The sequence below is a fragment of the Streptomyces sp. CA-111067 genome, from assembly GCF_050956065.1.
Lineage (GTDB): Bacteria > Actinomycetota > Actinomycetes > Streptomycetales > Streptomycetaceae > Actinacidiphila.
Map to the genome: position 1 here is coordinate 1,485,967 of NZ_CP192103.1, position 26,268 is coordinate 1,512,234.

The 26,268-nt window shown below is 73.8% G+C and carries 24 protein-coding genes and 1 pseudogene; 7 read left to right on the forward strand and 18 right to left on the reverse strand.

Translation table 11 applies throughout. The features are described from left to right. Nucleotides 1-11 precede the first annotated feature (11 nt). The gene (locus ACQPW6_RS06490) at nt 12-1,178 is read left to right on the forward strand and encodes a DUF5925 domain-containing protein (protein ID WP_433888574.1); all 1,167 of its coding nucleotides are present in this window, start codon (nt 12-14) and stop codon (nt 1,176-1,178) included. 117 nt (nt 1,179-1,295) lie between these two features. On the opposite strand, the gene ACQPW6_RS06495 is transcribed toward ACQPW6_RS06490, so the two are convergent. The 5 genes and pseudogenes from ACQPW6_RS06495 to ACQPW6_RS06515 form a co-directional block, all read right to left on the reverse strand. Next, nucleotides 1,296-2,384: a MerR family transcriptional regulator gene (locus ACQPW6_RS06495; RefSeq protein ID WP_433888575.1), complete on the reverse strand. Its 1,089-nt coding sequence runs from the start codon at nt 2,382-2,384 to the stop codon at nt 1,296-1,298. Continuing rightward, nucleotides 2,372-3,049: an HAD family hydrolase gene (locus ACQPW6_RS06500; RefSeq protein ID WP_433894443.1), complete on the reverse strand. Its 678-nt coding sequence runs from the start codon at nt 3,047-3,049 to the stop codon at nt 2,372-2,374. The genes ACQPW6_RS06495 and ACQPW6_RS06500 overlap by 13 nt, the downstream gene beginning before the upstream one ends. 109 nt (nt 3,050-3,158) lie before the next feature. Beyond that, nucleotides 3,159-3,539, reverse strand: coding sequence for a GntR family transcriptional regulator (locus ACQPW6_RS06505; RefSeq protein ID WP_433888576.1), 381 nt, complete (start codon nt 3,537-3,539; stop codon nt 3,159-3,161). Beyond that, nucleotides 3,536-4,060: pseudogene (locus tag ACQPW6_RS06510) on the reverse strand (NUDIX hydrolase); the annotation flags it as partial. The pseudogene ACQPW6_RS06510 and the gene ACQPW6_RS06505, both read right to left, overlap by 4 nt. A 128-nt stretch (nt 4,061-4,188) precedes the next feature. Then, nucleotides 4,189-4,635, reverse strand: a complete 447-nt coding sequence (locus ACQPW6_RS06515) for a MarR family winged helix-turn-helix transcriptional regulator (RefSeq protein WP_433888577.1) — start codon at nt 4,633-4,635, stop codon at nt 4,189-4,191. Nucleotides 4,636-4,747: 112 nt separating this feature from the next. Between ACQPW6_RS06515 and ACQPW6_RS06520 the strand changes: the two genes are divergently transcribed. Then, nucleotides 4,748-5,122 carry a cupin domain-containing protein gene (locus ACQPW6_RS06520; RefSeq protein WP_433888578.1) on the forward strand — a complete coding sequence of 125 codons (375 nt, stop codon included), beginning with the start codon at nt 4,748-4,750 and terminating at the stop codon, nt 5,120-5,122. On the opposite strand, the gene ACQPW6_RS06525 is transcribed toward ACQPW6_RS06520, so the two are convergent. The 3 genes from ACQPW6_RS06525 to ACQPW6_RS06535 form a co-directional block, all read right to left on the reverse strand. After that, on the reverse strand, nt 5,115-5,981 hold the full coding sequence (locus ACQPW6_RS06525) for an esterase/lipase family protein (RefSeq protein WP_433888579.1): 867 nt from the start codon (nt 5,979-5,981) through the stop codon (nt 5,115-5,117). The two genes, ACQPW6_RS06520 and ACQPW6_RS06525, sit on opposite strands and share 8 nt — an antisense overlap. A 143-nt stretch (nt 5,982-6,124) precedes the next feature. Then, a complete protein-coding gene (locus ACQPW6_RS06530; RefSeq protein ID WP_433888580.1) occupies nt 6,125-7,114 on the reverse strand; it encodes a DNA polymerase Y family protein in 990 nt (329 codons plus the stop codon). Further along, nucleotides 7,111-10,566 carry a DNA polymerase III subunit alpha gene (locus tag ACQPW6_RS06535; RefSeq protein ID WP_433888581.1) on the reverse strand — a complete coding sequence of 1,152 codons (3,456 nt, stop codon included), beginning with the start codon at nt 10,564-10,566 and terminating at the stop codon, nt 7,111-7,113. The genes ACQPW6_RS06530 and ACQPW6_RS06535 overlap by 4 nt, the downstream gene beginning before the upstream one ends. Nucleotides 10,567-10,868: 302 nt before the next feature. Here ACQPW6_RS06535 and ACQPW6_RS06540 point away from each other — a divergent pair, with 302 nt between their 5' ends. Next, complete coding sequence (locus ACQPW6_RS06540; RefSeq protein ID WP_433888582.1) at nt 10,869-11,456, forward strand: 2'-5' RNA ligase family protein; 588 nt, start codon at nt 10,869-10,871, stop codon at nt 11,454-11,456. Here ACQPW6_RS06540 and ACQPW6_RS06545 read toward each other — a convergent pair. After that, complete coding sequence (locus ACQPW6_RS06545) at nt 11,352-12,764, reverse strand: MFS transporter (protein WP_433888583.1); 1,413 nt, start codon at nt 12,762-12,764, stop codon at nt 11,352-11,354. The two genes, ACQPW6_RS06540 and ACQPW6_RS06545, sit on opposite strands and share 105 nt — an antisense overlap. Before the next feature lie 129 nt (nt 12,765-12,893). Here ACQPW6_RS06545 and ACQPW6_RS06550 point away from each other — a divergent pair, with 129 nt between their 5' ends. The 3 genes from ACQPW6_RS06550 to ACQPW6_RS06560 all read left to right on the forward strand — a co-directional run bounded on the left by ACQPW6_RS06550 (nt 12,894) and on the right by ACQPW6_RS06560 (nt 15,016). Continuing rightward, nucleotides 12,894-13,406, forward strand: a complete 513-nt coding sequence (locus ACQPW6_RS06550; protein ID WP_433888584.1) for an ArsR/SmtB family transcription factor — start codon at nt 12,894-12,896, stop codon at nt 13,404-13,406. A gap of 173 nt (nt 13,407-13,579) precedes the next feature. After that, nucleotides 13,580-14,044, forward strand: coding sequence for a PPOX class F420-dependent oxidoreductase (locus tag ACQPW6_RS06555; RefSeq protein ID WP_433888585.1), 465 nt, complete (start codon nt 13,580-13,582; stop codon nt 14,042-14,044). Nucleotides 14,045-14,107: 63 nt separating this feature from the next. After that, a complete protein-coding gene (locus ACQPW6_RS06560) occupies nt 14,108-15,016 on the forward strand; it encodes a transglutaminase-like domain-containing protein (protein ID WP_433888586.1) in 909 nt (302 codons plus the stop codon). A 57-nt stretch (nt 15,017-15,073) separates the two neighbouring features. Here ACQPW6_RS06560 and ACQPW6_RS06565 read toward each other — a convergent pair whose 3' ends face one another. The 8 genes from ACQPW6_RS06565 to ACQPW6_RS06600 all read right to left on the reverse strand — a co-directional run bounded on the left by ACQPW6_RS06565 (nt 15,074) and on the right by ACQPW6_RS06600 (nt 24,139). Next, the gene (locus tag ACQPW6_RS06565; protein ID WP_433888587.1) at nt 15,074-16,036 is read right to left on the reverse strand and encodes a helix-turn-helix transcriptional regulator; all 963 of its coding nucleotides are present in this window, start codon (nt 16,034-16,036) and stop codon (nt 15,074-15,076) included. A gap of 156 nt (nt 16,037-16,192) precedes the next feature. Beyond that, nucleotides 16,193-17,065, reverse strand: a complete 873-nt coding sequence (locus ACQPW6_RS06570) for a S1 family peptidase (protein WP_433888588.1) — start codon at nt 17,063-17,065, stop codon at nt 16,193-16,195. A 267-nt stretch (nt 17,066-17,332) separates the two neighbouring features. Beyond that, entirely contained in the window at nt 17,333-18,406 is a 1,074-nt protein-coding gene (locus tag ACQPW6_RS06575) for an LLM class flavin-dependent oxidoreductase (RefSeq protein WP_433888589.1), read from the reverse strand. A 377-nt stretch (nt 18,407-18,783) separates the two neighbouring features. Then, the gene (locus tag ACQPW6_RS06580; protein ID WP_433888590.1) at nt 18,784-20,067 is read right to left on the reverse strand and encodes a DUF5685 family protein; all 1,284 of its coding nucleotides are present in this window, start codon (nt 20,065-20,067) and stop codon (nt 18,784-18,786) included. A 161-nt stretch (nt 20,068-20,228) separates the two neighbouring features. Further along, nucleotides 20,229-20,828, reverse strand: coding sequence for a GTP-binding protein (locus ACQPW6_RS06585; RefSeq protein WP_433888591.1), 600 nt, complete (start codon nt 20,826-20,828; stop codon nt 20,229-20,231). Next, complete coding sequence (locus ACQPW6_RS06590; RefSeq protein WP_433888592.1) at nt 20,812-21,156, reverse strand: DUF742 domain-containing protein; 345 nt, start codon at nt 21,154-21,156, stop codon at nt 20,812-20,814. The genes ACQPW6_RS06585 and ACQPW6_RS06590 overlap by 17 nt, the downstream gene beginning before the upstream one ends. Next, a complete protein-coding gene (locus tag ACQPW6_RS06595; RefSeq protein WP_433894444.1) occupies nt 21,153-21,566 on the reverse strand; it encodes a roadblock/LC7 domain-containing protein in 414 nt (137 codons plus the stop codon). The genes ACQPW6_RS06590 and ACQPW6_RS06595 overlap by 4 nt, the downstream gene beginning before the upstream one ends. Before the next feature lie 8 nt (nt 21,567-21,574). After that, nucleotides 21,575-24,139, reverse strand: a complete 2,565-nt coding sequence (locus ACQPW6_RS06600; RefSeq protein ID WP_433888593.1) for a nitrate- and nitrite sensing domain-containing protein — start codon at nt 24,137-24,139, stop codon at nt 21,575-21,577. Between the two features lie 442 nt (nt 24,140-24,581). On the opposite strand from ACQPW6_RS06600, the gene ACQPW6_RS06605 reads away from it, so the two are divergent. After that, nucleotides 24,582-25,025, forward strand: coding sequence for a cell division protein SepF (locus ACQPW6_RS06605; protein ID WP_433888594.1), 444 nt, complete (start codon nt 24,582-24,584; stop codon nt 25,023-25,025). Nucleotides 25,026-25,056: 31 nt separating this feature from the next. Here the strand turns inward: ACQPW6_RS06605 and ACQPW6_RS06610 are convergent, their stop codons facing one another. Beyond that, nucleotides 25,057-26,244: an acyl-CoA dehydrogenase family protein gene (locus tag ACQPW6_RS06610; protein ID WP_433888595.1), complete on the reverse strand. Its 1,188-nt coding sequence runs from the start codon at nt 26,242-26,244 to the stop codon at nt 25,057-25,059. Nucleotides 26,245-26,268 lie beyond the last annotated feature (24 nt).

Here is a 26,268-nt window from a genome sequence, read left to right on the forward strand (position 1 = left end):
TGTGCCGGATCATGGACGGCATGTCCGCGATACCCCGTGATCCGAGGAGGCAAGTGCCGCCCACCGACTCCGGCAACAACCCGGCCGCCGCGCCGAGCGCGCCGCACCTCGCCCTGCCCGTGCACCTCCGGCTGGACGACAGCGACTCGCCTTCCGACGTGGTGGACGCGCTGTTCCTCGGCCGCTTCACCTCCGGCCAGCAGCCGTACTCCCGGGGCGCCTCGCTGGAGAGCGTCAAGTCCGGGCTCACCCTGCTCCCGCCGGACGCAGTGGTGCTGCGCCAGGCCCGCGACAAGGACCGCAGCGCCATCCTCGCCGAGGGAGAGGGCTGGACGGTACTGATCTCACGCTGGAACCGCGGCGCCGACGTCACGGTGGCCGCCGTCACCGACGAACTCGCCGAGCAGGTGCTGAAGTCGGCGACCGACGACGCGGAGGACGAGCCGGAGCCGCAGCCCGAGAGCGTCACCATGGGCTTCTGGTACGTCTCGCCGCGCCGCGGACCGCACCGCACCACCCGGCAGATCTCCGCCGCCACCTGGGAGGACCTGCGGGCCAACTACACCGCGCCGGTCGCCGACGCGATGGACGGCCTGATGAAGCTCACCGCGGACGACATCACCGGGCGGCTGCTCCTGCTGCACGGCCCGCCCGGCACCGGCAAGACCTCGGCGCTGCGCACCCTGGCCCGTTCCTGGCGCGACTGGTGCCAGGTCGACTGCGTCCTGGACCCGGAGCGGCTGTTCAACGACGTCGGCTACCTGATGGACATCGCCATCGGCGAGGACGACGGCACGGCCGGCGGACGCTGGCGGCTGCTGCTGCTCGAGGACTGCGACGAGCTGATCCGCGGCCAGGCCAAGCACCAGACGGGCCAGGCCCTGTCCCGGCTGCTGAACCTCACCGACGGGCTGCTCGGCCAGGGGCGCAACGTGCTGGTCGGCATCACCACCAACGAGGATCTGGAACGGCTGCATCCCGCGGTCGTCCGCCCCGGGCGCTGCCTGGCCCGGATCGAGGTCGGCCCGCTGACCCGCGACGAGGCCGTCAACTGGCTCGGCACCCCCGAGGGCGTCGGCCGGGAGGGCGCCACCCTCGCCGAGCTCTACGCCCTGCGGCGCGGCGCCACGGCCGCCCTGCCGCTCCAGGCCCAGGCGGCGGACGGCCTGTACCTGTAAGGGCCTCGCCGGTAGGTCCCGTTACGCGTAGGGCCGTTGGGCCTGGGGCCGTTACGCGTGGGCCCGTTACGCGTGGGGCCGTTGCGCCGGGCCGGCCGAGCGCCCGGTGGCCTCCGGTCAGGCGGCCGGCTCGAAGACGTCGGCCACCACGCAGCTGACGTTGTCGGGGCCGCCGGCGGCATTGGCCAGCGCCACCAGGCCGCGCACCGCCTGCTCGGGATCGCCGGGCGCGGTGACCACCCGGTGGATCTCGTCGGCCGGCACCACCGCGGACAGGCCGTCGGAGCACAGCAGGTAGCGGTGGGCCGGGCGCACCTCGTGCAGCCGGATGTCGGGAGTCATGTCGGGGTGCGCGCCGAGCGCGCGGGCCAGCAGCGAACGCTGCGGGTGCGAGGCGGCCTCCTCCGGGGTGAGCCGCCCGTCGTCGAGCAGCGACTGGACCATGGTGTGGTCGTGGGTGATCTGGAACAGCTCGCCGTCACGCAGCAGGTAGGCGCGCGAGTCGCCGATGTGGACGAGGGCGAGCTGCGAGCCGGTCCAGAGCATCGCGGTGAGGGTGGTGCCGGCGTCCGCCTCCGCCGCCGGCCCGGCGGTGGCCACCTCCGTCACCGCCCGGCCGGCCTGATCGACCGCGTCCTGCAGGACGTTGAGCAGGTCGCCGGCCGGCATGGCCTCGATGCCGTCGGTGTCGAGCCGCCTGAACACCTCGACGGCGGCGGCCCCGGCGGGCGCGCCCGCCCGGCCGAATCCGTCGGCGACGGCGAGCAGCCGCGAACCGGCGTAGGCGGTGTCCTGGTTGCTCTCCCGGACCAGTCCTGCGTCGGAGAGCGCGGCGTAGCGGATGCCAAGCGGGTTGGTCGTGGACATGAGGCGGTCCTTCCCGTTCAGATGGTCGACGAGGAATGCGGCCAGATCCCGCCGGGCGGCGGTCTCGGCTTCGGTCCGGGCCCAGAACGAGCCGACTTCGCGCGCCGCCTCGGCCGGCGGCAGCAGGCACACCTGCTGGATCAGAGCCAGCGGCATACCGATCCGGCGCAGCCACGCCACCAGCCGCGCCTGCTCCAACTGGCCCGGGTCGTAGTGCCGGTACCCGGTGTCCGGGTCCACCCGGGCCGGGGTCAGCAGCCCCAGGTCGTCGTACAGCCGCAGCGCCTTCGGCGACAGCCGGGACGCCCTGGCGAAGGCGCCGATGGTCAGCAGCTCCATGCCCGTTCCTCCTCCGGACGGCCGGGCTGCGAAGAGCCGGCCTGCGGAGGGCCGGCCTCCAGGGTTCGCAGGTGCTCGGTCACGCGTGCCATCACCTCCGCGTTCTCGGTGAACAGCACGGCCCGCATGCCGAACGCCTCGGCCGCCTCGATGTTCACGGCGCAGTCATCGACAAAGAGACAGTCGGCCGGACGGACGGCCAGCCGGTCGCAGGTCACCTCGAAGGCTCGCGGGTCGGGCTTGCGGACGCCGATCTCGTGCGAGTAGACGATCTCGTCGACCAGTTCGCCGAAGTGGTAGCGCTGCTCCTCGCGCTCCGTCGCGCCGACGAAGCTGTTGCTGAGGATGCCGAGCCGGCAGCGGGACCGCAGGGTGCGGACATGGGCGATCAGCTCCTCGTTGGGCGAACCGAGGTACTCGGTCCACAGGTCGGCCATCAGCGCGTCGGTCCGGTGGGCGTCAATTCCGAGCCGCGCCGCGATCCGCGCCCGCACCTGCGGCTCGGTGATCGCGCCGACCTCGCCGGCCTCCCACACGTCGTGCAGCCGCTCGTCCAGCGCTCCGGGCGGCAGGCCGAGCCGCTCCTCCCACGCCCGGTCCCAGCCGGTCGCGGGGGTGATCTCCAGCACCCCGCCGATGTCGAGGACGACGCAGCGCTCGTTCATCCGGTTCCTCCCCAGGTCATGGACCTGGCCCGCCGGGCCGGTCCGCGTGTTGCTCACGCGTCCACGGTGCGGCTTGCCCCAGGGAGAAGGTCAACCCCGGGCGGTGGAACTATCCGCGCGGGTCGCCGTAGGCGGCGCGCAGCGCCTCCTCCACGGCGGCGCGGGCGGCCTGCTGGTCCAGGCCGAGCCGGCGGGTGCGCTCGACGTACGCGGTCGCGGCGGCGGCCACCTCGCGGGCCCGCGCGTCGCCGGCGGCGACGAAGCTGCCGTGCCTGCCGCGCGTCTCGATCACCCCGTCGGCCTCAAGGGCGCGATACGCCTTCGCCACCGTGTTCGCCGCGAGCCCCAACTGCTCGGCGAGCCCCCGCACGGTGGGCAGCTTGTAGCCGACCGGCAGCCGGCCCTCGCGCGCCTCCAGGGCGATCTGCCGGTGCAGTTGCTCGTACGGAGCGGTGGCCGAGTCCGCGTCGATGGTGATCTCCAGGCTCATGCCCCGGATCCTGGCACAGCCGAAGGCGCCAGCGGCACCGCCCGGCCGGGCCCGGCCGGGTCATGGGCGATCGTGTCGCCGCCCTCGTGCAGGTGGAGCACGAAGCGCTGCCCGGCCAGGTAGGCGTCGATGCCCGCCCGGCAGTAGGCGACCATGTCGTCCGGCAGCGCGTCCAGCGGGTACCAGCCCAGCTCCGAGCACTTGTCGGGCTCGTTGTTGACCGGCTCGCGCGCGGGGTCGTACCGGGCGGTGAAGAACCAGCCGATCCGCGAGTTGCCGCCCGGCGCGCGGTGCTGCATCACCAGCGCGACCTCGGTCTCGGCCGCCGCCAGCTGGACGCCTATCTCCTCCGCGGTCTCGCGGATGATGCCGCTTCTCACGTCCTCGCCCTCCTCCAGGTGCCCGGACGGCGCGTGCAGCAGCCCGTCGGCATAGCCGGTGTTCGCCCGCCGGGCCAGCAGCACCTGCCGGCCGCGCAGCAGGAGCAGGTGGACGTCGACCACTTCGGTGTGCCGCTCGGGCCTGGTGTGCGGCTCGCCTGCGTGGCGCGGCTCAGGTTCGTGGTGCGGCTCGGGTGCTTGGTGCCGCTCGGGCGCGGCCGGGTCGCCGGTCATGAGGAGAGCCTGCCACCCGGCACTGACAACAGCCCTCACCAGGCAGGACGGATGGGGCCCCCGGGGGCGAGCCTGAGCAGTTCGTCGCGCAGGGCCAGCAGGCGGGGTTCGCCCAGGATGTCCTCCCAGGGCTCCATGGACTCCTGCGCCGCCGACTCGGCCGCCTCGGTGCACCGCCGGCCGCGCGGGGTCAGCAGGATGAGCCGGGCGCGGGCGTCGTCGGGGTGCGGACGGCGCTCCACGTAGCCCTTGCGCTCCAGCTCGTCCACTATCTGGCTGGCCGCCTGGCGGGTGACTCCGAGGTGGTCGGCGATCTCGGTCACGGTGGCCCCGCGCTCGGAGAGCCGGACGAAGACGAAGCCGTGGGTGGGGCGCAGATCCTCGAACCCGCGGACCATCGTGCCCTTGTGAATGTCTTCGAGGAGCGAGGCCGCGGCGGAGAGGAGCGCGTGGCTCAGGCTTATGGCATCGGACTTCTTCACAGGAGCAGCTTGACACGGTGGGCAAGCTGCTTGAATATATAGGCAAGGAACTTGAGTAAGTTTCTTGCCTATCTTCTCAAGGTCCTCACGGACCTGCGATCAGGGGGTCGTCATGCCTTTTGTTTCCTCGACCGAGGCCGTCGTCCACGAGATGCACGGAACGCGCTTCGAGTCCTGCGTGTCCCCGGCTCGCGGCAGCCGCGAACTGTGCGCCTGGCGCACGGAGTTGCCGCCGGGCGCCCAGGGCCCGACACACCGGGTCTCCCGCGAGGAGGTCTTCCTGTTGCTGTCGGGCCGGCTGGAGCTGTCCATCGACGGCGAGACCAGGACCCTGACCCCGGGCGACGCGGCGGTGGCCCCGCCCGGCTCCTCCATCGGCCTCGCCAATGAGACGGAGGAGCCGGCCCGCATGTGGGTCACCACGAGCATCGGACTGACAGCGACGATGGCCGACGGCTCGCAGATATCGCCCCCGTGGGCTAACTGAACGCCGACAGGCAGGTCGTCGGGGTGGCGTGCGCCGGGTCGAGCGCGTTGGCCGCCTCATGGAAGGCGATCCGGTCGGTCAGGCCGATGGCGACATGCTCGGAGATGTCGGCCGCGCACAGGTTCTGCAGCACGACGTTGTGGACGTCGGGCCCGGAGAGCGCCTGCGTCGTGTACGGGGTGACGACCTCGTCGTAGATCGTGGAGATCACCGTGTAGTGCACCCCGGGCACGGTGTCACCGCCGGCGTTGAGCTTCTGCTGGAAGGGCGAGCCGGCCACCTGGTCGGTCAGGCCGGGGGTGATCGCGGTCAGGGCGGCCGCCGCGCCGGGGAAGTACGGCAGGATCTTGGTCAGCCCGTCGAGCGTGGTCCCGTGGTTGTCGGGGGCCAGTGCCACCAGCGCGTTCACCTTGGCGGCGCCGCCGAGGAAGCGCAGGTAGTACCGGGGCATCATTCCCCCTTGCGAGTGACCGACCATGTCCACCTTGGCCGCGCCGGAGGCGGCGAGCACCCGGTCGGTGAAGTCGGACAGCTGCTGCGCGGAGGCCGGGATCGGGCCGAGGCCGCCGATCAGCGGGATGCCGGGCAGCATGCCGTAGTCGAACGAGTAGACGCAGTAGCCCCGGCTCACCAGGTAGGGGGCGAAGGCGAGCCAGTTGTCGGTGCCGTTGGCGAAGGTGCCGTGCACCAGGACCACAGGACGGGGGTGTTGGGCCGATGGATGGCAGGAGAAGTTGTTCCAGCCACTGGTAGGCGCCGAGTGGGCGGATACAGAGGCGGAGGCGGCGGCCGTGGGGGCCAACACCATCGCGGCGGCCAACGAGAACGCGGCCAGCAGCCGTCGCCAGGGCAGCTTCATGTGATCTCCTCGCAGGTAGGGAAATGAGTGTCCATAGGACACTTTGCACCCCTGTGATCCGGATCACTGTTGCCGGGCTCATGACAAGTTACGCACGAGTAGCAAGGAGTGGGAAGTTACGTGCGAGTAAAAAAACGGTGCGCCTACTCGCCGCCGGCGGCGAGGGTCGCCGGGCTCACCGCGGTCGGACCGAAGCGGTGGCGGGCGCGGTCCGAGGCGGCCTCGGCGGCGCGGGCGCGGGTGTCGGCGGGGTCGAGGCTGAGTTGGCGGGTGGCGGCGGCGGTGGGCAGCAGGCGGTCGGCGGTCAGGGCGTAGCCGCGGACCCGGGCGCGTTGCAGGCCGAGGGAGGCCAGGATGCCCAGGGCGGTGGCGGCCAGCAGCGGTGAGTGGGCGGTGGGTTCGGGCAGCGTGCGCGTCCGGGTGGTGGCGCTGCGGTCGGCGTACCGGAGGGTGAGCGCGAGCCGGCCGGCGACCTGGGTCCCGGTCCGCAGCCTGCGGCCGAGCTCCTCGGCGAGGCCGAGTACGGCGCGGTGGTGGTGCGTGGGGTCGAGGCAGTCGCGGTCGAGCACCCGGTCGGCGGTCAGGTGCGCCGCGGGCGCCTGCGGAGTGACGGGGCGGGGGTCGTTGCCGCGGACGCGCTCGGCGAGCAGCCGGGCGGGGGCGGCGCCCAGGATCCGCTGGAGGGTGACCGCGGGAACACCCGCGACCTGGCCGATGGTGTGCAGCCCGTAGCTGCCGAGCGTGGCCGCGGTGGCCCGGCCGACTCCGGGCAGCGTGATCACCGGCATCGGCCCCAGCCAGGTGTCCACCGCCTCCTGGTCGCCGGGGATGCGGGTGGTGCGCCCGGGCGGGGAGGCCGCCGCCGCCATGGCCGCCAGCATCGGGTTCCTCGCCAGCCCCGCGCTGGTCTCGATGCCGTACAGGGCCGCGACCCGCATCCGCGCCATCTGCGCCACCTCGTAAGGACTCTTGTCGAAGTAGCGCAGTGCCGAGGTCAGGTCGAGCTGCGCCGCGTCGGGCGGGAATGCCTGGACGTACGGGGTGAGGCCGCCCAGCAGCTCCAGCACCTGCTCGTAGCGTTCCTCGCCGACGTCGGCGAGCAGGTGGATGTGGGCGATGTGACGCGCCCTCACCCCGCACTGCCCGGGCTGCGGTGGCCGAGCTTGCGCAGGTCGGCGGTGCGGGAGCCGGCGGGCTGGAGGTCGGCGTAGGGGTGCAGCCGGGCGCCGGTGGTGCCGTTGGCCAGGGTGCGCCCCGGCTGCGCCGGCGTCGGATGGGGTCCGTCCGCCCCCAGCAGCGCGAGGGCGGCCTCGGGGCCGTCGTCCCGCCGGGTGACGGCGATCTGCTCCAGGTCCCAGGCCATGGTGCCGACGATGGTCCGGCGGGTGCCGCGCACCTGGACGGTGCCGCGGACCAGCAGCAGCCCGGAGTGGAAGACCGTGTGCGCGCAGGCCTCGTGGGAGTCCTCGAAGAAGGCGAGGTCGATCAGCCCGGAGCCGTCCTCCAGGGTGACGAAGATGATCCGCTTGCCCGAGGCGATCGGCGGGGTCTGGGTCGAGGAGCGGATCCCGGCCACGAGGATCTGCCGGCCGGCGGGCAGGCCGGCCAGGTGGGCGGCGTCGGTCGCGCCGATCTCCCGCAGCAGCCGGTGGTGGTACTCCATCAGATGCCGGGAGACATCGATGCCGAGGGTGTGCAGTTCCGCGCCGAGCGCCTCCCGCCCGGTCATCTCGGGCAGCCCGCCGGGCTCGGCGGCGCCGATCGCGTCGGTGGTGAAGGGCAGCTGCCCGGCGGCCGCGCCGCGGGTACGGGACTGCCGGTGCAGCTCGGTGATCTGCAGCAGCAGGTCCCGCCGGGTCAGCCGCCCGTCGTGCAGGGCGTCCAACGCCCCGATCCCGGCGAGCTGTTCGGCCAGCGGGCGGCTGGGCCTGCCCCGCTGCCAGAAGTCGGACAGCGACCCGTACGGCTGCCCCGCGGCGATCCGTGCGCACTCCTCCGCGCTGATCCCGCGCACCCCGGACAGCGCGAGCCGCACCCCCCACCGGCCGTCCTCCGTCCGCTCCACGGTGTGCTCCGCCGCCGAACGGTTGACGTCGACCGGCAGCAGCGGCACCCCGCGGCGCCGGGCGTCGGAGACGATCACCCGCTTGGGCCACATGCCCGGGTCGTGCTCCAGCAGCCCGGCCAGCAGGAACGCCGGGTAGTGTGCCTTCAGCCAGGCCGACTGGAGGGCGGGCACCGCGAACGCCACCGCGTGCGCCCGGCAGAAGCCGTAGGCGCCGAACGACTCGACCGTCGCCCACACCTCGTCGCGGACTCCGGCGGAAAAACCGCGGGCGGCAGCCGCGCGGTGGAACCAGTCCCGGATCTCCGGCAGCTTCTCCCGGACGCCGAGCAGCCGCCGGCCCACCTCCGCCCGGTCCCTGCCGCAGCCGGTCATCACGTCCAGCGTCTCGATGATCTGCTCGTGCCAGATCGTCACCCCGTAGGTGTCGGCGAGCACCGGTTCGAGAGCCGGGTGTGCGAAGTGCGGGACGCCGCCGTGCCGGGCGGCGATGTACCGCTCGGGCATGCCGCCCTGCACCGGGCCGGGGCGGAAGAGGCTGATGTCGGCGATGACGTCCTGCACGTCCCGCGGTTGCAACCGGGAGAGCAGGTCCTGCTGGCCGGGCGACTCCAGCTGGAACATGCCGATGGTCTGGCTCTCCTGGATCAGCTTGAAGGCGAAGACGTCGTCCAGCGGGACCTGCTTCCCGTCGTCGAGGTCGATCCGCTTCCCGGTGACGCGCTCGACCTCCGCGACCGCGTGCGCCATTGAGGACTGCATCCGCACCGCCAGCACGTCCAGTTTGATGTTGCCCAGGGTCTCGACCTCCTCCTTGGCCGCCATGGCCATCGGGTAGTCGCCCTGCGGGGTCGGCTGGACGGGAAGGCGGTCCAGCAGGGTGGCGTCGCTGATGATCACTCCGCAGGGGTGCATGGCCATGCCGTGGACGAGGGAGTCGAGCCCTTCGGCCAGCTCCCACAGCGGCCCGTACCGCCCGGCCTCGGCGGCGAGTCCGCGCAGCTCGGGGAGTTCGGCGAGCGCGCCGGTGATGTCGCAGGCCCGCAGGTGCGGGAAGCTCTTGGCGATCCGGTCGACCTCGTCGGGGGCGATGCCGAGCGCCAGGCCGGTGTCGCGCAGCGCCCGGCGGGCCCGGTAGGTCTCCGGCATCGCGGTGACCGCGACCCGCTCGTGGCCGAACCGGCGGAAGATCGCGTCGTAGCACTCCAGCCGGCGTTCCGACTCCACGTCGATGTCGATGTCCGGCAGGCCCTCGCGCCGCTCGCTGAGGAAGCGTTCGAACAGCAGGTGGTGGTCGAGCGGGTTGGCGGTGGCGATGCCGAGGGCGTGGCAGACCGTCGAGCCCGCGCTCGAGCCGCGGGCGGCGACCCGTATGCCCAGCTCGCGGATGTCGGCCACGACCTGGCCGACGGCCAGGAAGTACGAGTCGTAGCCGAGCTTCCCGATGATCTCCAGCTCGCTTGCCATCCGTGCCCGCACCGCGCGGTCCCGTTCCAGGCCGCGCCGCGCCAGGCCGGCCGCGCAGCGCTGCCGCAGCAGCCGGGCGGCGGCGCCGGGTCCTGGCCGGGCGCCGACGACCTCCGGTTCGGGGAAGTGCCGTGACCCGAGCCCGAGGTCCGCCTCCGGGTCGAGGCGGCAGGCGGCAGCGGTGGCGGCGGTGTCGGCGAGCAGCCGGCCGGCCCGGCGCGGGTCCAGGCCGCCGCACTCCGCGATCTCCCGCGCCACCCCTGCCATCTCCCCCTCGCCCTTGAGCCAGCGCTGCCCGCCGTCCAGCCGCCGCCGGTCGATCGGCCGCAGCAGCCGGGCGGCGTCGAGGACGTCGGCGAGCCGGTGCTGCTCGGCGTCGGCGTAGCGGACGGCGTTGGCCAGCACCGCAGGCGTACGGGTGCGGTCGGCGAGGGCCAGCGTCCTGGCGGCCAGCCGCAGCGAGCCGGGACCGGTGCCGGCCCGGCCGTGCACGACCGCCTCAAGGCGCAGGCCCGCGCCGAAGATCTCCCACCAGGGCCGCAGCAGCCGCACCGCGACGTCCTCCCGGCCGACCGCCAGCGCCCGCACCGGCTCCGAGAGCGGTCCGAGCAGGACGGTCAGGCCGGCGCCGCCGTGCTCGCGCAGCGCGTCCCACGGCACCTGGACCGGGGCGGCCCGGCTCGCGGTGCCCACATGGGCGGCGCTGGTGATCCGGCACAGCCGGGCCCAGCCTTCCCGGTTCTGGGCGAGCAGCACGAACCGCAGCGGCGGCTCGACCACATGGGCGCCGCCGCGCACCGGGGTCCTGCGCCGCCGGGCCGGGGGCGGCGGCGCGAGCGCGGCCACGGCGAGGTCGATCCCGAACACCGGCCGCACCCCCGTTTCCGCGCACGCCTGCGCGAACCGCACCGCCCCGGTGACGGTGTCCCTGTCAGTCAGCGCCAGCGCCTCCATTCCCCGCTCGGCCGCCCGCAGGGCGAGCTGCTCGGGGTGCGCGGCGCCGTACCGCTCGGAGTAACCGGACGCGACATGCAGATGGGCGAAGCCCGCCATGCCGCACCTCCATCACTCCGCCCCTTTTCGGCCATCCGTCCGAAACGTTCCTCGTACGCCAGTTCGATTACCCTAGCGCGGTCGCCCCAGGTCAGCGACTCGGACGCGCCCACGCCGAGCGATCCGACCACGGAAAACAGTGGCCGAATCGAACGCCCGTACGCCATCTCCGCGTCCCGCCAACGGACTTGGCACCGCGGCCCGCGCCGCCGCCGGCCGGCATGACGTTCATCACGACCCACGCCGCTCAGAAGGTGGTATTCGATGGCGCGCCCGGGCCCGGGGCGGGGACGATACGGGCCATGGGTGAGACACGGAAGGCGCCGCCGCGGGCGGTGGGCGAGAGCGTGCTGCTGATCGCGGTCCCGGAGGCCGAGCCGGTGGTCGGCGGGGTGCGGGAGCGGTACGACACGGCCGCGGCCGAGGGCATACCGGCGCATCTCACGGTGCTCTACCCGTTCCTGCCGGCCGGGCGGATCGACGCGGAGGTGCTGGCGGCGCTGCACGAGCTGTTCGCGGAGTACCGCCCGTTCGCACTGCGCTTCGCGGAGTTCGGACGGTTCCCCGGCGCGCTGTGGCTCGCGCCGCAGCCGGACGGGCCGGTCCGGGAGCTGACCGCGGCGGTGGCGGCGCGCTGGCCGGAGGCGCCGCCCTACGGCGGGGCGTTCGATGATCCGGTGCCACATCTGACCGTCGCGCAGGGCCAGGAGGAGCGGACGTACGACGGGATAGAGCGGGAGTTCGCCGACCGGCTGCCGTTCCAGGCCCAGGTGGCCGAGGTCCGGCTACTGGTGTTCGACGGGGCCTGGCAGCGGCTGGCCGTCTTCCCGCTCGGCGGCGGCAGCCGGAGCGGCAGCGGGCACCGCACCAGGGGCGCCGGCTTCCGCTGACCCGGCCGCCGACCCGGCCGCCACCCCGGTCTCCGCCCCGGACGTTGACCCGACCGTTGACCCGGCCCCCGACTCGACCTCCGGCCCGGCCGCGCCCGGGGCGCGCCCCGCCTCGGCCGCCGGAGCCGCCCGCCGTGGCCGCCGCACCAGCAGGAACCAGGCGGCAGCCGGCCCCGCCACACCGACCGCGGCGAGCTGCAGCCGGTAGTCGGCCACGGCGACCAGGCCCGCACCGAGCGCGGCGGCCAGCGCGGTGGGTCCGAAGACCACCGTCCCCGCGGCGGCGGCCACCCGGCCGACCAGCTCGGGCGCGGTGTGCTGCTGAACGGCGGTGAACGCGGCGACGATCACCCAGGGCAGCCCGACCCCGACGGCGAGGGTGCCGGCGAGCACCACCGGAAGCGAGGGGACGGCACGCACGGCGGCGCCCGTGGTGAACAGGACGAGCCCGGTGGCGGCGAAGGCGCGTTCCGGCAGCCGCCGCATGACGGCCCCCGCGACCAGCCCGGCCACGATCGAGCCGGCGCCCTGCACCGCGTACAGGACGCCGACGAAGGCCGGCGGCCGGTGCAGCCCGGCGTCGGCCATCTCGTAGACGGTGGCGCTGCTGAGCCCGGACAGCAGCATGGCCACCGCGCCGGCCGCCACCAGCCGCCGCAGCAGCGGATGTTCGCGCAGCGCGCGGACGCCCTGCGCGGTCTGCTCGCGCCAGCCGCCGGCCGTCGCGGGCCGCGGCCGGTCGCGGACCCGCAGCCGGCCGAAGGCCAGCGCGGCGAGGACGAAGGTGGCGGCGTCGAGCAGCGCGACGGAGCTGCCGCCGTAGCGCACGAACAGGCCCGCCCCGGCCAGCGGGGCGAGCAGTTTCATGGCCTCGTTGACGGTCATCCGCAGGCCGTTGAAGTCGCCGCGCAGTTCCGCGGGGACGGTGGCGGTGACCAGTCCGGCCTCGGCCGCGTCCGCCAGTACGGCGGCGGCGCCGACCACGAAGAAGACCGCGAAGAGCAGCCAGACGTCCCGCCCGGCGCGCACCGCGAGCAGGACCGGCATCAGCACGGCGAGGCCGGCGTTGCTCCAGATCAGCAGCGACCGGCGGGGCAGCCGGTCGGCGAGGACGCCGAGCACCGGGCCGGCCATGGTGGGCGCCCAGACGCAGAAGGTCACCGCAGCCGCGAGGCTGCTCGAACCGGTCAGCGTCTTCACCCAGATACCGGCCACCAGCAGCATCGCCGAGTCGCCGAAGCCGGAGACCAGGACGCCGCCCAGGTAGACAGCCGCGTTCCGGTCCCCCAGCACCCGTCGTACCGTCATGACCCCCAAGTTATTGCTTGGGAGTCGCCGTGGCAACCGTTCCTCTCGGGACGAACAGCGCACCGGGCGGCCGGTGGGCCGGAGCCACCCGGACCTGGCGAAACCGCGAGGGGACGGTCTAATGGGCGCATGACGGCGACCGATCCGCTCCTGCGAGCGCTCTCCCACCCCGTACGGCTGCGCATCGTGTCCCTGGTGTGGAACGCGCCGCTGTCCGCCGCCGAACTCGCCCGCGAGCTGGAGATCTCGCACGCGCTCGCCAGCCAGCACCTGCGGCAGCTGGCCGCGGCCGGACTGGTGGAGCTGGCCGAGGTACGGGCCAACCGGGGCGGCCGGGAGCGCCGTTACCGCGCGGTGCACGGTTCACCGCTGTCCGACCAGCAGGGCGAGGGGACGCTGCTGATCGCCGAGGCGCTGGCACACAACCTGCGGGCGCGGGCGGGGCGCCGGGCCGCCGGCGGCCAAGGGGTCACCTCGGACGCGGAGTTGTGGGTCACACCGGAGGTGTGGGACGGGGTCCGCGAGCGGCTGGCCGCCCTGATGACCGAGCTGCACGACGCCGCGCGGCACCCGCACTCCCCCGGCACGATCGGCATCGGCGCCACCCTGATGGCGTTCCCGCTGGCGGAACCGGACGCCTGACGGCCCCCGCGGGTCCCCCGGACGGCGGAATCCCGGAACAACCGCCGCGCGCCTCGCGTTTCGCCAAGCGAGGGAACGGCCGCGGCCCCCGCACCGCCCGCGGCCGGACCCGCACAGGCACCAGCACCCGCGCACCGCCCACCCCGCACCCGTACGGACCCCCGGAGCGATTCATGAGCCAGCAGGCCACCGCAGGACCACTGTTCGACCTGCTCAAGAAGGGCGGCACCGGGGTGCTCGTCACCCTGAAGCGGGACGGCAGGCCGCAGCTGTCCAACGTGTCGTTCACGTATGACGACCCGTCGAGGACCATCCGGATCTCGGCCACCGACGACCGCGCCAAGACCCGCAATCTGCGCCGGGACCCGCGGGCCAGCTTCTACGTCAGCACCCCCGAGTTCGGCAGCTACCTGGTCGCCGAGGGCGACGCCGAGCTGACGCCGGTGGCGGCCGACCCGGGCGACGCGACCGTGGACGAACTGGTCGAGGTCTACCGGGCCATCGCCGGCGAGCACCCTGACTGGGACGAGTACCGGGCCGCGATGGTCGCCGACCACCGGCTGGTCATCCGGCTCCGCGCGGACCGCGCCTACGGCTGGGGCCGCGAGGCCGGCAGCACGAGCGGCCCGCTGGACTGAGCCGGTACCCATTTCGCCGCACAGGGTTGAAATTCGGCCGGAAATCCCGGCAGGATCCCCCTCATGGCCGAAGACGAGTTCGAATTCTACCGAACACAAAGTGTGGTCAGCGATCCCGGCGGCGAGGACGTCTTCGCCGGCCTGCCCGCCGACCCGAGAGCGCTCGCCGAGGCGGTGCGCGGTCTGCTCGTGCACCGCGAGGAGGCGCACCTCTTCGGCTACGAGCTGCCGCCGGAGCGCAAGAGCACGGAGGCGGAGACCCGTTACGCCGCCGACATCATGGCGATCGCCCGCGCGCTCGACGACGGGCCGCTGGACCGGCCGCGCCGCCCCGAGCACCGGTTCGCCGGCACCTGCCGGGACTTCGCGCTGCTGATGTGCTCCGCGCTGCGCTCCAAGGGCGTCCCGGCCCGGCTGCGCGGCGGCTTCGCCACCTACTTCGCGCCGGAGCCCGGCTTCCACGACGACCACTGGGTCACCGAGTTCTGGGACGCCGACCGGGGCTGGGTGCTGGTGGACGCCCAGTTGACCGCGCCCGAGCTGGTCAAGGCGTACGGGATCGACTTCGACCCGCTCGACGTGCCGGGCGACAAGTTCATCGTGGCCGGGCGCGCCTGGCAGGACTGCCGGTCGGGCGCGGCGGACCCGGAGACGTTCGGGGTCGGGCTGATCGGCCTCAAGGGCTGGTGGTTCGTCCAGGACGACCTGGTCCGCGACCTGGCGATGCTGAACCGCACGGAGGTGCTGGTCTGGGACGGCTGGGGGCTGGCCGACGCGCAGCCGGGCCAGCCGCTGAGCGCGCTGCGCCCCGAGGAGCTGGCGCTGCTCGACACGGTGGCCGCACTCAGCGCCGCGGGCGGCCCGTTCGCCGAGGTCCGCCGGCTGTACCAGGAGTCGGAGGCGCTGCGGGTGCCGTCGACCGTGACCTCGTACACCACCTATCTGGGCATCCGGACGGTCGACCTGCGCTGACCCGGCGTCACAGCCCTGCGGCCGGCCCCCCGGCCGGCCCCGCGGCGCGGCCCGCGGTCAGCCGGCCGGTTCGGCCGCCCGCACCAGCCGGGCCGCCACCTTCCGCAGGTGGTCGGCGAGTTCGGGCGGCTCGCGCACCTCGAAGTCCACGCCGAGCATCCCGGTGTAGAGCACCAGCGCGTCCAGCGACTCGAAGCCGGTGCGCATCTCGCAGCTGTGGTCGTCGATCGGGGTGATCATCCCGGCGCGTGACCACTCCTCGTACCGGGGCAGCGCCTCGGCCGGCGTGTGCAGGATGATCAGCGCCTGGAAGCGGTAGGGCCGCGCGTTGACGCCCTTGGCGACATAGGCGGCGGCGTCCTCGGGGAGTTCGCGCGGAGTGAAGCGGGGGCCGGCCGGCGGCCTGGGCTCTATCCGGTCGATCCTGAAGGTCCGCCAGTCGTCGCGGTCGATGTCGTAGGCCAGCAGGTACCAGCGGCGGCCGTAGTGCACCAGCCGGTACGGCTCCACCGTCCGGCGGCTGGCGGTGCCGCCGTGGTCGAGGTAGTCGAAGCGCAGCTGCTCGCGGTCCCGGCAGGCGGCGCCGATCACGGTCAGCACGTCCTGGCCGACCATCGCGGGGGAGCCGCCGGTCGGCATGGTGACCGCCTGCATGGCCTGGACGCGGTGCCGCAGCCGGGACGGCAGCACCTGCTCCAGCTTGGCCAGCGCGCGTACCGAGGTCTCCTCGATGCCCTCGACGCTGCCGCCCGCGCCGGTCCGCAGGCACAGCGCGACGGCCACCGCCTCCTCGTCGTCGAGCAGCAGCGGCGGCAGCGCGGCGCCCGCGCCGAGCCGGTAGCCGCCCGCGGTTCCTGACGTGGCGTGCACCGGATAGCCCAGCGTCCGCAGCCGCTCCACGTCGCGGCGGACCGTGCGCGCGGTGACCTGGAGCCGTTCGGCCAGGTCCGGCCCCGTCCAGTCGCGGCGGGACTGGAGCAGCGAGAGCAGGCGCAGCAGCCGCGCCGACGTTTCCAGCATGCCGCCCAGTCTGCCAGCGCCCACCGGCGGCCACCGGCCTCGATGCCGCGGGCAGGCCCGACGCGCGCCGGACGTGAACCGGCGCCCCCGCCGAGCAGAGTGAGGCGGGGGCGCCGGGGTGCGGGGTGAGCCGGGGAGCGGCCCGCGGAGGGAGCGTCAGTACACGCTGACGCCGTACGCGGAGAGCGCCTCGGTCACCGGCTGGAAGTAGGTCGTACCGCCGGAGGTGCAGTTGCCGTTGCCGCCGGAGGTCAGGCCGATCGCCTTGGTGCCGTCGTAGAGCGAACCGCCGCTGTCGCCGGGCTCGGCGCAGACGTTGGTCTTGATCAGGCCGGAGACGACCTCGCCGTTGCCGTAGTTGACGGTGGCGTTGAGCGCCTGGACGGTGCCGCTGTGCACACCGGTGGTGGAGCCGCGCCGAGTGACGTGCTCGCCCACGGTGGCGTTCGCGGCGCTGGTGATGTCCTGGCTGCCGACGGTGCCGTCATGTGCGACGGACGAGTCGTAGCGGACGATGCCGTAGTCGTTGCCGGGGAAGCTGGTGCCGGTCGTCGGGCCGATGTACGTACCGGAGCCCGTGTAGTAGGCCGGTTTGCCCTCGGTGCAGTGGCCCGCGGTCAGGAAGTAGTACGTACTGCCGCTGCGGACGTTGAAGCCGACCGAGCAGCGCCACTGGGTGGTCTGCACCGTGTCGCCGCCGGAGAGCAGCTTGTTGAAGGTGCCGGCGACACGGGTGATGTGGACCGCGTTGCCGTACGCGGCCGTGTACGTCTTCAGCTGGGCGAGCTGAGCGGCGGTCACCCGGCTGTCGACGTTGACTTCCAGGGTGTTGGTGCTCGGGTCGACCGCCCACGCCGTGCCCGCGATGTCCGCGGCCTTGGCGGCGCTGCCGGCCTGGGCGAGCTGGGCGGCGGTGTGCGCGGTCGGCTGGGGAGCGGCGCTGGCGTCGGCGTTCGGGATCGCGAACGCCGCGGCGGCCAGCAGGCCGGAGCTGACGGCGATCAGCCTTATACGTCGGGTGGACTTCACTGGTGTTCCTCCTGTGGGGGTGGAGGCAGGGGGGATTTGTCGGTGTGCAGTCAGAAGCGCACCGATAAACGAACGGTCGGTTTGCCTGACGAGCACTCAAAGGAGTATTCAGACCACACAGGTAACACACAAGGGGGCCTTTCGGCCGGGAACCACGATCACACCAGCGTGGCGCCCGATATGTCGGACCGTCGGCCGCCGAGGTGACGACGTCTCAGTCCGTGAGAAGAATCCGCTGCGGAGGGGTTCGCTCCGGTTCGACCGGCCTCAACGGGCGGTCGGCGGGCCGGCCTGCGGACTGGCCGGCGGGCGGTGCAGGGCCAGGTGCTCGCGGAGGGTCGCGCCGGGGTGGAACGACCGGAACAGGCCGCGGTGCTGGAGCAGCGCGGTGGTGCCGTTCACGAAGCGCTCCAGGTCCCCGCGCGGCCGCAGCGGCCGGATGTGGAAGCCGTCGGCCGCACCCGACCGCTGCCAGTCCGCTATCAGTTCGGCCAGATCGACCGGGCCGCCGCCGAACAGCACCCCGCCCGAGCCGTCCGGGCCGAGCGCGATCCGCGCGCCGGGCTCGGGGCCGAGCTCGCCGCCGCACAGGTCGACCGACAGCTCGGCGAGCACCCGCAGCCGGTCGGGGTCGCGGCCCGCGCCGGCCGCCGCCTGCCGCAGTTCGGCCCGGATCCGCCGGGCGTGCTCGGGGTCAGCGGTACGGACGAAGGCGATGTCGGCGTGCCGGGCCACCGCCGTCCTGGCGGCGGGCTCGGTGGCGTCGAGCACGGTGACCGGACGGCCGTGCGGCGGTCGCGCCCCGCGCTCGCCGTCCCAGGCCAGCACCACGGCCTCGGCCGCCGCCTCCGCCGCCCGCCACTGCGCCTCGGCGCGCGGGCCCGGCTGCCGCACCCGCCGGCCGGTCCGCCGCTGGGCCGGCACCCAGGCCCGGGCGCCGGGCACCCGCACCGCCCAGCCGGCCCGGCCGCGGCTGGCCTCGTCCAGCGCGGTGACCGCCGCCGCGACCAGCACCGGGTCGGCCTCGGCGCCGGTGACCGCCGCGACCAGGCCGATCCGGTCGGTGGCCGCGGCGACCCGGGCGAGCGGCTCGAACGCGTCCAGCGGGCCGCCGCCCGGCGGCACTTCGAGGGTGACGAAGTCCAGCGCGCCGCCCTCCGCCATCCGGGCCAGCTCGATGTGCTCGGCCGGCTGCCGGCCGTACCCGCGCGCGGGCCCCTCGATCGCGGCTGCCAGATGCAGCGTGCGGCCGGGGCGGTACGCCGGCGCCGGCAGCGCCGAGGAGAGGGCGGGGGCCGTGGAGGAGGAAAGGGGGGACGAGGGATGCGAAGGGGCAGGCATGCGAAGGCTCCGTGGACACGCGGAAGAGGCACACAGTGGATGCCTTCACACACAGCTGCCGCGTCCCTCAACGCGGCCGGGCCACCAGGGCCTTGGCACGAGGCTAAGCCGATCCCGTCACGCCCTGTCAACGCCTGTCCAGCCCGTGGACGGCCGCGGTGCCGCCGTCCGGGCGCGGTTGACGTACCGGTCGCCCGGCTGCTGCACTGTGCGTATGCGTAGCTGTCAGCTGGTCATCCGCGGCCACATCGACTTCGGTCGGGTGTGGTCGGCGGCGTGTTGTAGCCGCTGACGTTCTCCGACGGATCTCCCGTCTTCACACACGCGCGCGTTTCGCTCTTCCCCGCCCTCCCTCGGGCGGCCTGCGGCCGGTCAGCTCAGCAGTCGCAGCACTGGCAGCAGTCACAGCAGTCCCAGCACTCGCAGCCGCTGGCGTCGCACCAGGAGTCCCGGCGCCGCCCGCTCCACGCGTCGTTGTGCTCGCGGCAGCACAGCTGGCAGGTGCAGCACATCCCCGTGTAGACCAGGCAGCCCATCATCAGCCCGCGCCTGCGCGGCGGCTCGGGCGGCGGGAAGCCGCCGGGGAAGCCGTGGCCGCCGGGCACGGACGATCCCCGGCCGGACGGATCCTGCGGGCTGCCGGTGCCGGGACCGTACGGACTCTGCCCGGGACCGTACGGGCTCTGCCCGGGTCCGTACGGGTTGCCAGGGCCGTACGGGTTGCCGCTGCCGGTCGGCGAGAGGTCCGCCGGCGAAAGGTCCGCCGGAGCCCCCGGCGCCGCCAGGTGTGTACAGCCGCCGGTGCCGAACGCCCGGTCCACCGACCGTCCCAGCTCGTGGACGAGCAGGTTGTGCACCAGCTTCCCGGCGGCCGAGCAGGCGAAGTCCGCGTCGCGCAGGGCGAGTCGTACGCCGTGCAGCGCGTCGTCGCACAGCCGCCGCGCCTCCGCCAGGTCGGTGCCGGTGGCGATGAGCGGGTTCCAGGCGCCGGACCGGGTGTCCGCGGCCAGGTCCTCGACGGCGTCCAGCAGGTGGGCCAGCCGTCCGAACAGCCTGCCCGCCTCCTCCAGCGCCGCCCGGTTGCCCGGCCGGCCGGTCAGCACGGCGGTGTGGCCGAAGGCCGCGGCGGTGGCGGTCTCGGTGGGCTCCGTGACGGTCAGCAGCGGGGTGCCGGGCCCCGCCGCCGCCTCTATCCCGCTCTGCCGGCCGACCGCGTCGAGCAGGACGGCGGTGTCGAAGCCGAGGCCCTCGCCGGTCCTGGCGCCGGCCCGGTCCCAGCGGCGGGCGACACCGCGGGCCGCGAGGGCGACCGGCCGCCGGCCGTAGGCGCCGTCCGCGTCCTCGATGTGGTCGCGCATCTTGGCCGAGGCGAGGACCAGGGAGACGGCCGCGGCCAGCCCGGCCCCCTCCCCCATCGCCACCGGCGCGGTCCGCATGCCGCGCAGCGGGCACGGGCCCGCGGTCCTGCGCAGGTCGGCGGTCGGCGCGGACTGCGCCTCGACCAGCACCGAGACGATCAGCCCGTCGTAGTTGGTGGCGATCCTGGCGAACTGCCCGTGGCCGTCCCGCAGCGCGAGACACAGCCCGCACAAGTGGGCCAGCCAGGAGGCGGCGAGGCCCTCCGACATGCGGTGCCGGCAGGGCCTGATGATCCCGAACATGGTGGTTCCCCCGGTGGTTCGGCGCTTCGACCGGCGATCATGCTACCGCCGTCCGATCATCGGACCACCGGCCCGCCGCAGCTCCGTCACCGCGCCGCCACCGGGCCGCCGCCGGCCATCCCGGGTCCGCCGCCGGCCGCCCCGGGTCGGCCGCCGGTCCGCTACCGGGGCGTCAGCACCCGCGCCCGCCGGCCGCCGTGCCTGCTGACCACCTGGTCCATCAGCGCCACCAGCACATCGCGGACCGACGACCGCAGCCGCGCGTCACACGCCACCACCGGTACCAGCGGGCCGAGGCCGAGCGCCTCGCGTACCTCCTCCAGGTCGAAGTGCCGTGCCCCGTCGAAGCAGTTGACGGCCAGTACGAAGGGCGCGTCGCGCTCCTCGAAGTAGTCCAGGGCCGGGAAGGAGTCCTCGATCCGCCGGGTGTCGGCCAGCACGACCGTGCCGATCGCGCCTTCCACCAGGTCGTCCCAGAGGAAGGAGAAGCGGTCCTGCCCCGGCGTGCCGAACAGGTAGAGCACCAGCGACGGATCGAGGGTGATCCGCCCGAAGTCCAGTGCGACCGTGGTGGTGGTCTTGGACTCGACCCCGGCGAGCGAGTCCACGCCCACCGAGACCTGGGTGATCGCCGCCTCGGTGTCCAGCGGTTCGATCTCGGAGATCGCGCCGATGAACGTGGTCTTGCCGACCCCGAGCCCGCCGCTCACCACGATCTTGACCGCCAGCGGTACGGCCTTCGCCTCAGAGCGCCCGGACATGGTCCCTGATCCTCTCCAGTACGTGCAGCGGGATCTCCGCCGGCTGCCGGCAGACCAGCAGCCCGTCCACCACCAGGTCGGCGATGAGCACCTTGGCGACCCCGAGCGGGACGCCGATGCCGGCCGCGACCTCGGCGAGCGTGGTGGGCCGGGCGCAGAGCGCCACGATCCGGCCGGGTTCGAATGCGAGCGGCGCCGCGGCGGCGCCCGGCGCGGCGGCGACCAGCGTCTCCAGACGCAGCCCGTCCTGTACCGGCGCCGCCCGGCCGCCGGTCATGATGAACGGCCTGACGAACAGGGCGTCCTCGTCCGCCTCCCCGTCGCTCATCGCGGCAGCGCCTGCCGCAGATCCACGATGAGCGCGGGGGTCAGCAGATCGCCGGCCCGTTCGGCGAGTACCGCCATCTCGTAGCCGACCAGGCCGAGTTCGCCGCTGCTGTCGGCGAGCACGCCGAGGCAGCTGCCGTCCCTGATCGCGGAGACCAGCAAGAAGCCGCGGCCCATCTCGATCATGATCAGCTTCACGCCGTCGAACTCGTAGCGCCGGGAGGCGCTGCGGGCCAGGCTGGCCAGCCCGGAGACGACGGCGGCCAGATGGTCCGCGTCGGTCCTGCCGAGGCCGTCGGAGACCGCGATCAGCAGCCCGTCGGAGGAGACGGCGACCGCGTCGCGCACGCCGTCGGTCTTGCGGACGAAGCTGGCGAGCAGCCAGTTGAACGTCTGCGAGTCGTGGTGCATGTCGATGGTCACGCGTCGCCGCCCTTCTCGGTGGTGTCCGCGGCGGCCCGGTCCGATGATCGGTCCGCGCCCCGGTCCGATGAACGATCTGCCGGACGGTCCGCGGGACCGCTGCCCGCGGCCTTCTTCTCCTTCTCCACGCTGACCACGCCGCGGATGTGCGCGCTGCGCAGCGACGCGAGCATGCCCGACACCTCGTCAGGACTGCGGTCAGGCGTCGGCTCCGCGGTGCTCTGCCAGCGCACGGCGCCGGTCTCGTTGACCGCGGCCGGAATCGAGCTCCGGCCGGGCCGCTTGACCAGGCCGTTGCGGGTCCTGGCGGCCGAGGACGCCTCGCGCCGGTCCGGCTCGTCACGGCGCGGCCCCGGCACGGCGGCGCGCGGCCCGCCGGCCTCCGCCACGGCCGTCGCCGGCCCGGGCACGGAGCCGGGTACGGGGGTCACGGGGCCGGGTACGGGGCCGGACCCCGGCTCGGCGGCGGCGAGCACCGGCCCGGTGAGGGCGGCGGACCCGGTCGCGGCCGCGGTGACGGACGCGGGTCCGCCGGCGGCCACACGTTCGGCGGCCGGCGCGGCCACGCCCTGCCTGCGCGCGGCCGGCTCGGATCCCGGGTCCTTCGCGGCGCCCACGGCCACCGTCTCCCCTTCCGTCAGCAGCGTGGTGGGAATCAGCACCCGGGCCACCACCCCGGCGGCCGGCGCCTCGCCGAGCCTGACCTCGATACCGCACTTGCGGGCCAGCGCGCCGACCACGAAGTGGCCGAGGAACCTGGTCGGTTCCGCCATGAAGCTGGCCGTGCCCGACAGCCGCACGTTGGCCTCGGCGAGCCCGCGCGCGTCCATGCCGTAGCCGTGGTCCACGATGGCCACCAGGTAGCCGGCCCCGGTGCGGCGGCCCTCGATCTCCACCTCTGCGTCCGGCGGCGAGTAGCTGAGCGCGTTCTCCACCAGCTCGGCGAGCAGGTGGGCGATCTCGGAGACGACCGAGCCGGAGATGAGCACCGGGTCGAGCCGGCGCAGCGCCACCCTGCGGTACTCCTCGACCTCGCTCAGCGCGGCCCGCACCACGTCGGTGACCGACAGCGGGGTGGCCCACGGCCGCGGGCTGGACTCGCCGGCCAGCACCAGCAGGCTCTCGGCGTTGCGGCGCATGCGGGTGGCGAGGTGGTCGAGCTCGAAGAGGTTGGCGAGGGTCGCCGGGTCGGCGTCCTCGTGCTCCAGCTTGTTGATGAAGCTGATCTGCCGGCGGACCAGGTTCTGGTTGCGGCGGCCGAGGTTGACCAGCGACTCGGTGGCGTTGCGGCGCAGCACGGCCTGCTCGGTGGCGAGGTCGAAGGCCGCCGTCTGCACCCGGTCGAAGGCGGCGGCGACCAGTTTGACCTCCTCGCCGGCCCGGCCCGGCACCTGTACGGGGGACGGCCGCTCCGGCCGGCCGCCGTCCGCGGCCTGCGCCTGGGCCACCGCGGCGGGCAGCCGCTCGTCGGCCGCCTGCCGGGCCTGCCGGGTGAGCGAGGCGAGCGGCCCTGACACCGCCCTGACGCAGCCGACGGCGAGCGCGGCGAGGGCCGCGATGCCGCCGAGGGCCAGCAGCAGGTAGAGCGTCAGCTGCCGGGTGGCGTCGCTCTCCAGGTGGTCGGCGCGCCGCTGGATGTCCTGACCGAGTGAGATCTGCACGCCGCGGAGGCCGTTGATGGTGCCGGTCATGGCGTCGTACCAGGCCATCGGCGGGACCCTGCGGTCGTCGACCCGGCCGCCGCCGCCCACGACCAGCTGCTCGTAGCCGATCGCCTTGCGGGCGACCGGGGTGGCGAAGGCGGCGTCGAGCCGCTGCTGCTGCGCCGGGGTGGCCCAGCGCGGGAAGGTGCTCTGCCCGGCCAGCCGTCCGGCCCTGATCTCCATGAAGCGGGAGTACGGGGTGCCGCCGCCGAAGGCGCCGGCCCGCAGCACGCCGAGCACGATGGCGCGCTCCTCGCCCATGTACTCCTTGGCGTCGCCGAGCGTCTGGAGGGCCTGGTAGTCGGCGCGCAGCTGCTGGTCGTGCACCTGGCTCAGGCCGAGGCCGAGCCGGCCCAGGCCGGTGATGGTGGTGGTGAAGTAGTCGAAGGTGTCGTTGACGGTGCCGGTGCCGTCGGTGGCCGCCTGCCGTACGTCGCGGAGGCCGTCGAGCGCGCCGATGTCCTTGCGCACCGAGCCGGCCGCGGGGTCGGTGCGGCCCGACAGTTCGGCGTCGAGGGCGCGGCGGGCGGTGTCGGTGGCGGCGCGCTGGGCCGCCAGCTTGGGCCGGAACTCGGTGACGCCGCCGACCAGGCCGGTGGTGAGGCCGCGCTCCTTCTGCAGTTCGTGGATGAGGCCCTGGAGGGTGCCGGACAGCCGGGCGTTCGCCGCGGTGTCCGAGGCGTTGTGATGGTTGGTCAGCTGGCGGCTCACGGCGGTGCCGAGCAGGGCCATGACCAGGGCGAGGGAGACCACGAGGATGCGGGCGAGCTTGGCGCGGATGGTCCGCGGTGCCGTCATCGTGGTGCCCAGTGCGCCCAGTGCGCGGCGGCTGGCCGCCGCTGTGTTTCGTGCGTCCACGGGGGTGCCTTACGTGCCGGACACGTACGTGACGTGCCTGGTGGAGTCGCGCGGTGGCCGTAGGGCGCCGCGCCATGTCGGTTGCGACGGACCAACGACGGGCACCGGGAGCGGTCACCGGATCATCGGTTTGTTTTACGTCCCGGAAACAAGACGAGCGGCAGTGGCCGGAACCGGCCGAGGTCACAGGGCACCCGCCCCACCCGTCCCACTGGAGCGGATACGGCCGGACGGCGGCGCGATTCACCCGGAAGTGGAGCGCGTTCCCATCGAATCGTCACCATCCCGACACCTGCCGCAGCCTGACGGTGCGCCACTATCGTGTGCACCAGTACCGTCACAAGTCGCCCCCGAGACGGCAATCCACTTGGCGCATCCTCCGCTTCATGGACGACGATAGGACTGCGGACGGTACTGACCGCGTGTGAGAGAGGAGGCGTCCATGGGATCGGTTCGACGGGCGAGTGCCTGGCTGGGCCTCGTTGACGACAACGGCGGCGAGGGATATTACGACGAGGAGTACGCCGACTACGGCGAGGGCTCCGAGCGTGCCGACACCTGGGTGACCGACCCGCGGGTGCGGGTGGCCAGCGAGGCGGCGGAGGAGCAGGGCCGCCGGATCGCCACGGTGACCCCGGACGGGTTCCGGGACGCGCGCGGCATCGGCGAGCTGTTCAGGGACGGCGTGCCGGTGATCGTCAACCTCACCGGCATGGAGCCGACCGACGCCAAGCGCGTCGTCGACTTCGCCGCCGGCCTCACGTTCGGGCTGCGCGGCTCCATCGAGCGCGTCGCCACCCGGGTCTTCCTGCTGACGCCGGCCGACTACTCGGTGATGAACGCCGACACCCGGCACGGCGGCGACCGCTTCTTCAACCAGAACTGAACAGGGCCCTCACCGGACCGCGCGGCGCGGCTCAGCCGCGGAAGGCGTCGAGTCCGGTGAGTGCCTTGCCCAGCACCAGCTGGTGCATCTCGACGGTGCCCTCGTAGGTGAGCACCGACTCCAGGTTGGTGGCGTGCCGCATCACCGGGTACTCCAGTGAGATCCCGTTGGCGCCCAGGATCGTACGGGCGGTGCGGCAGATCTCGATCGCCTCGCGCACATTGTTGAGCTTGCCGAAGCTGACCTGCTCGGGGCGCAGCCGCCCGGCGTCCATCCGGCGGCCGAGGTGGTGCGCCAGCAGGATCCCCTTGTGCAGTTCGACGGCCATGTCGGCCAGTTTGGCCTGGGTGAGCTGGAAGCCGCCGATCGGCCGGCCGAACTGCTCGCGGGTCCTCGCGTAGTCGAGGGCGGCCTCGAAGCTGCTGCGGGCGGCGCCCATCGCGCCCCACACGATGCCGTAGCGGGCGTGGCTGAGGCAGCTGAGCGGGCCGCGCAGGCCGGTGACCTCGGGGAGTACGGCGTCGGCGGGCAGCCGGACGCCGTCCATGACGAGTTCGCTGGTGACCGAGGCGCGCAGGCTCCACTTGTGGTGGATCTCCGGTGCCGAGAAGCCCGGGGTGTCGGTGGGGACGACGAAGCCGCGGATGCCGTCGTCGGTGCCGGCCCACACCACGGCCACCGCGGCGACCGAGCCGTTGGTGATCCACATCTTGCGGCCGTCGAGCACCCAGTCGGAGCCGTCCCGCACCGCGCGGGTGCGCATGCCCGACGGGTCGGAGCCGTGGTCGGGCTCGGTCAGCCCGAAGCAGCCGATGGCCTCGCCCGCGGCCATCGCGGGCAGCCACCGCTGCTTCTGCTCCTCGGAGCCGTAGCGGTGGATCGCGTACATCGCCAGCGACCCCTGGACCGACACCAGCGAGCGGATGCCGGAGTCGGCGGCCTCCAGCTCCAGGCAGGCCAGGCCGTACTGCACGGCGCTGGCGCCCGCGCAGCCGTAGCCGGTCAGCGGCATGCCCAGGGCGCCGATCGAGCCGAGCTCGCGGGCGAGTTCGCGGATCGCGGGCAGCTCGCCGCGCTCGTACCACTCGGCCACGTGCGGCAGCACCCGTTTGGCGGCCCAGGACCGTACGGTGTCGCGGACCGCGCGGTCCTCGTCGGTCAGCAGGTCGTCGAGACCCAGCGGGTCGTAAGGGTCGAAGGACGGCTTAGGTGCGGGCATGTCTGGACCTCCGGCCCAAAACTA

Excerpts from the sequence above, each read along its gene's own strand:
- ACQPW6_RS06490 (WP_433888574.1), top strand. The coding sequence starts at position 12 with ATGGACGGCATGTCCGCGATACCCCGTGATCCGAGGAGGCAAGTGCCG.
- ACQPW6_RS06495 (WP_433888575.1), bottom strand. The coding sequence starts at position 2,384 with ATGGAGCTGCTGACCATCGGCGCCTTCGCCAGGGCGTCCCGGCTGTCG.
- ACQPW6_RS06500 (WP_433894443.1), bottom strand. The coding sequence starts at position 3,049 with ATGAACGAGCGCTGCGTCGTCCTCGACATCGGCGGGGTGCTGGAGATC.
- ACQPW6_RS06505 (WP_433888576.1), bottom strand. The coding sequence starts at position 3,539 with ATGAGCCTGGAGATCACCATCGACGCGGACTCGGCCACCGCTCCGTAC.
- ACQPW6_RS06520 (WP_433888578.1), top strand. The coding sequence starts at position 4,748 with ATGCCTTTTGTTTCCTCGACCGAGGCCGTCGTCCACGAGATGCACGGA.
- ACQPW6_RS06525 (WP_433888579.1), bottom strand. The coding sequence starts at position 5,981 with ATGAAGCTGCCCTGGCGACGGCTGCTGGCCGCGTTCTCGTTGGCCGCC.
- ACQPW6_RS06535 (WP_433888581.1), bottom strand. The coding sequence starts at position 10,566 with ATGGCGGGCTTCGCCCATCTGCATGTCGCGTCCGGTTACTCCGAGCGG.
- ACQPW6_RS06540 (WP_433888582.1), top strand. The coding sequence starts at position 10,869 with ATGGGTGAGACACGGAAGGCGCCGCCGCGGGCGGTGGGCGAGAGCGTG.
- ACQPW6_RS06545 (WP_433888583.1), bottom strand. The coding sequence starts at position 12,764 with ATGACGGTACGACGGGTGCTGGGGGACCGGAACGCGGCTGTCTACCTG.
- ACQPW6_RS06550 (WP_433888584.1), top strand. The coding sequence starts at position 12,894 with ATGACGGCGACCGATCCGCTCCTGCGAGCGCTCTCCCACCCCGTACGG.
- ACQPW6_RS06555 (WP_433888585.1), top strand. The coding sequence starts at position 13,580 with ATGAGCCAGCAGGCCACCGCAGGACCACTGTTCGACCTGCTCAAGAAG.
- ACQPW6_RS06560 (WP_433888586.1), top strand. The coding sequence starts at position 14,108 with ATGGCCGAAGACGAGTTCGAATTCTACCGAACACAAAGTGTGGTCAGC.
- ACQPW6_RS06565 (WP_433888587.1), bottom strand. The coding sequence starts at position 16,036 with ATGCTGGAAACGTCGGCGCGGCTGCTGCGCCTGCTCTCGCTGCTCCAG.
- ACQPW6_RS06575 (WP_433888589.1), bottom strand. The coding sequence starts at position 18,406 with ATGCCTGCCCCTTCGCATCCCTCGTCCCCCCTTTCCTCCTCCACGGCC.
- ACQPW6_RS06580 (WP_433888590.1), bottom strand. The coding sequence starts at position 20,067 with ATGTTCGGGATCATCAGGCCCTGCCGGCACCGCATGTCGGAGGGCCTC.
- ACQPW6_RS06585 (WP_433888591.1), bottom strand. The coding sequence starts at position 20,828 with ATGTCCGGGCGCTCTGAGGCGAAGGCCGTACCGCTGGCGGTCAAGATC.
- ACQPW6_RS06590 (WP_433888592.1), bottom strand. The coding sequence starts at position 21,156 with ATGAGCGACGGGGAGGCGGACGAGGACGCCCTGTTCGTCAGGCCGTTC.
- ACQPW6_RS06595 (WP_433894444.1), bottom strand. The coding sequence starts at position 21,566 with ATGCACCACGACTCGCAGACGTTCAACTGGCTGCTCGCCAGCTTCGTC.
- ACQPW6_RS06605 (WP_433888594.1), top strand. The coding sequence starts at position 24,582 with ATGGGATCGGTTCGACGGGCGAGTGCCTGGCTGGGCCTCGTTGACGAC.
- ACQPW6_RS06610 (WP_433888595.1), bottom strand. The coding sequence starts at position 26,244 with ATGCCCGCACCTAAGCCGTCCTTCGACCCTTACGACCCGCTGGGTCTC.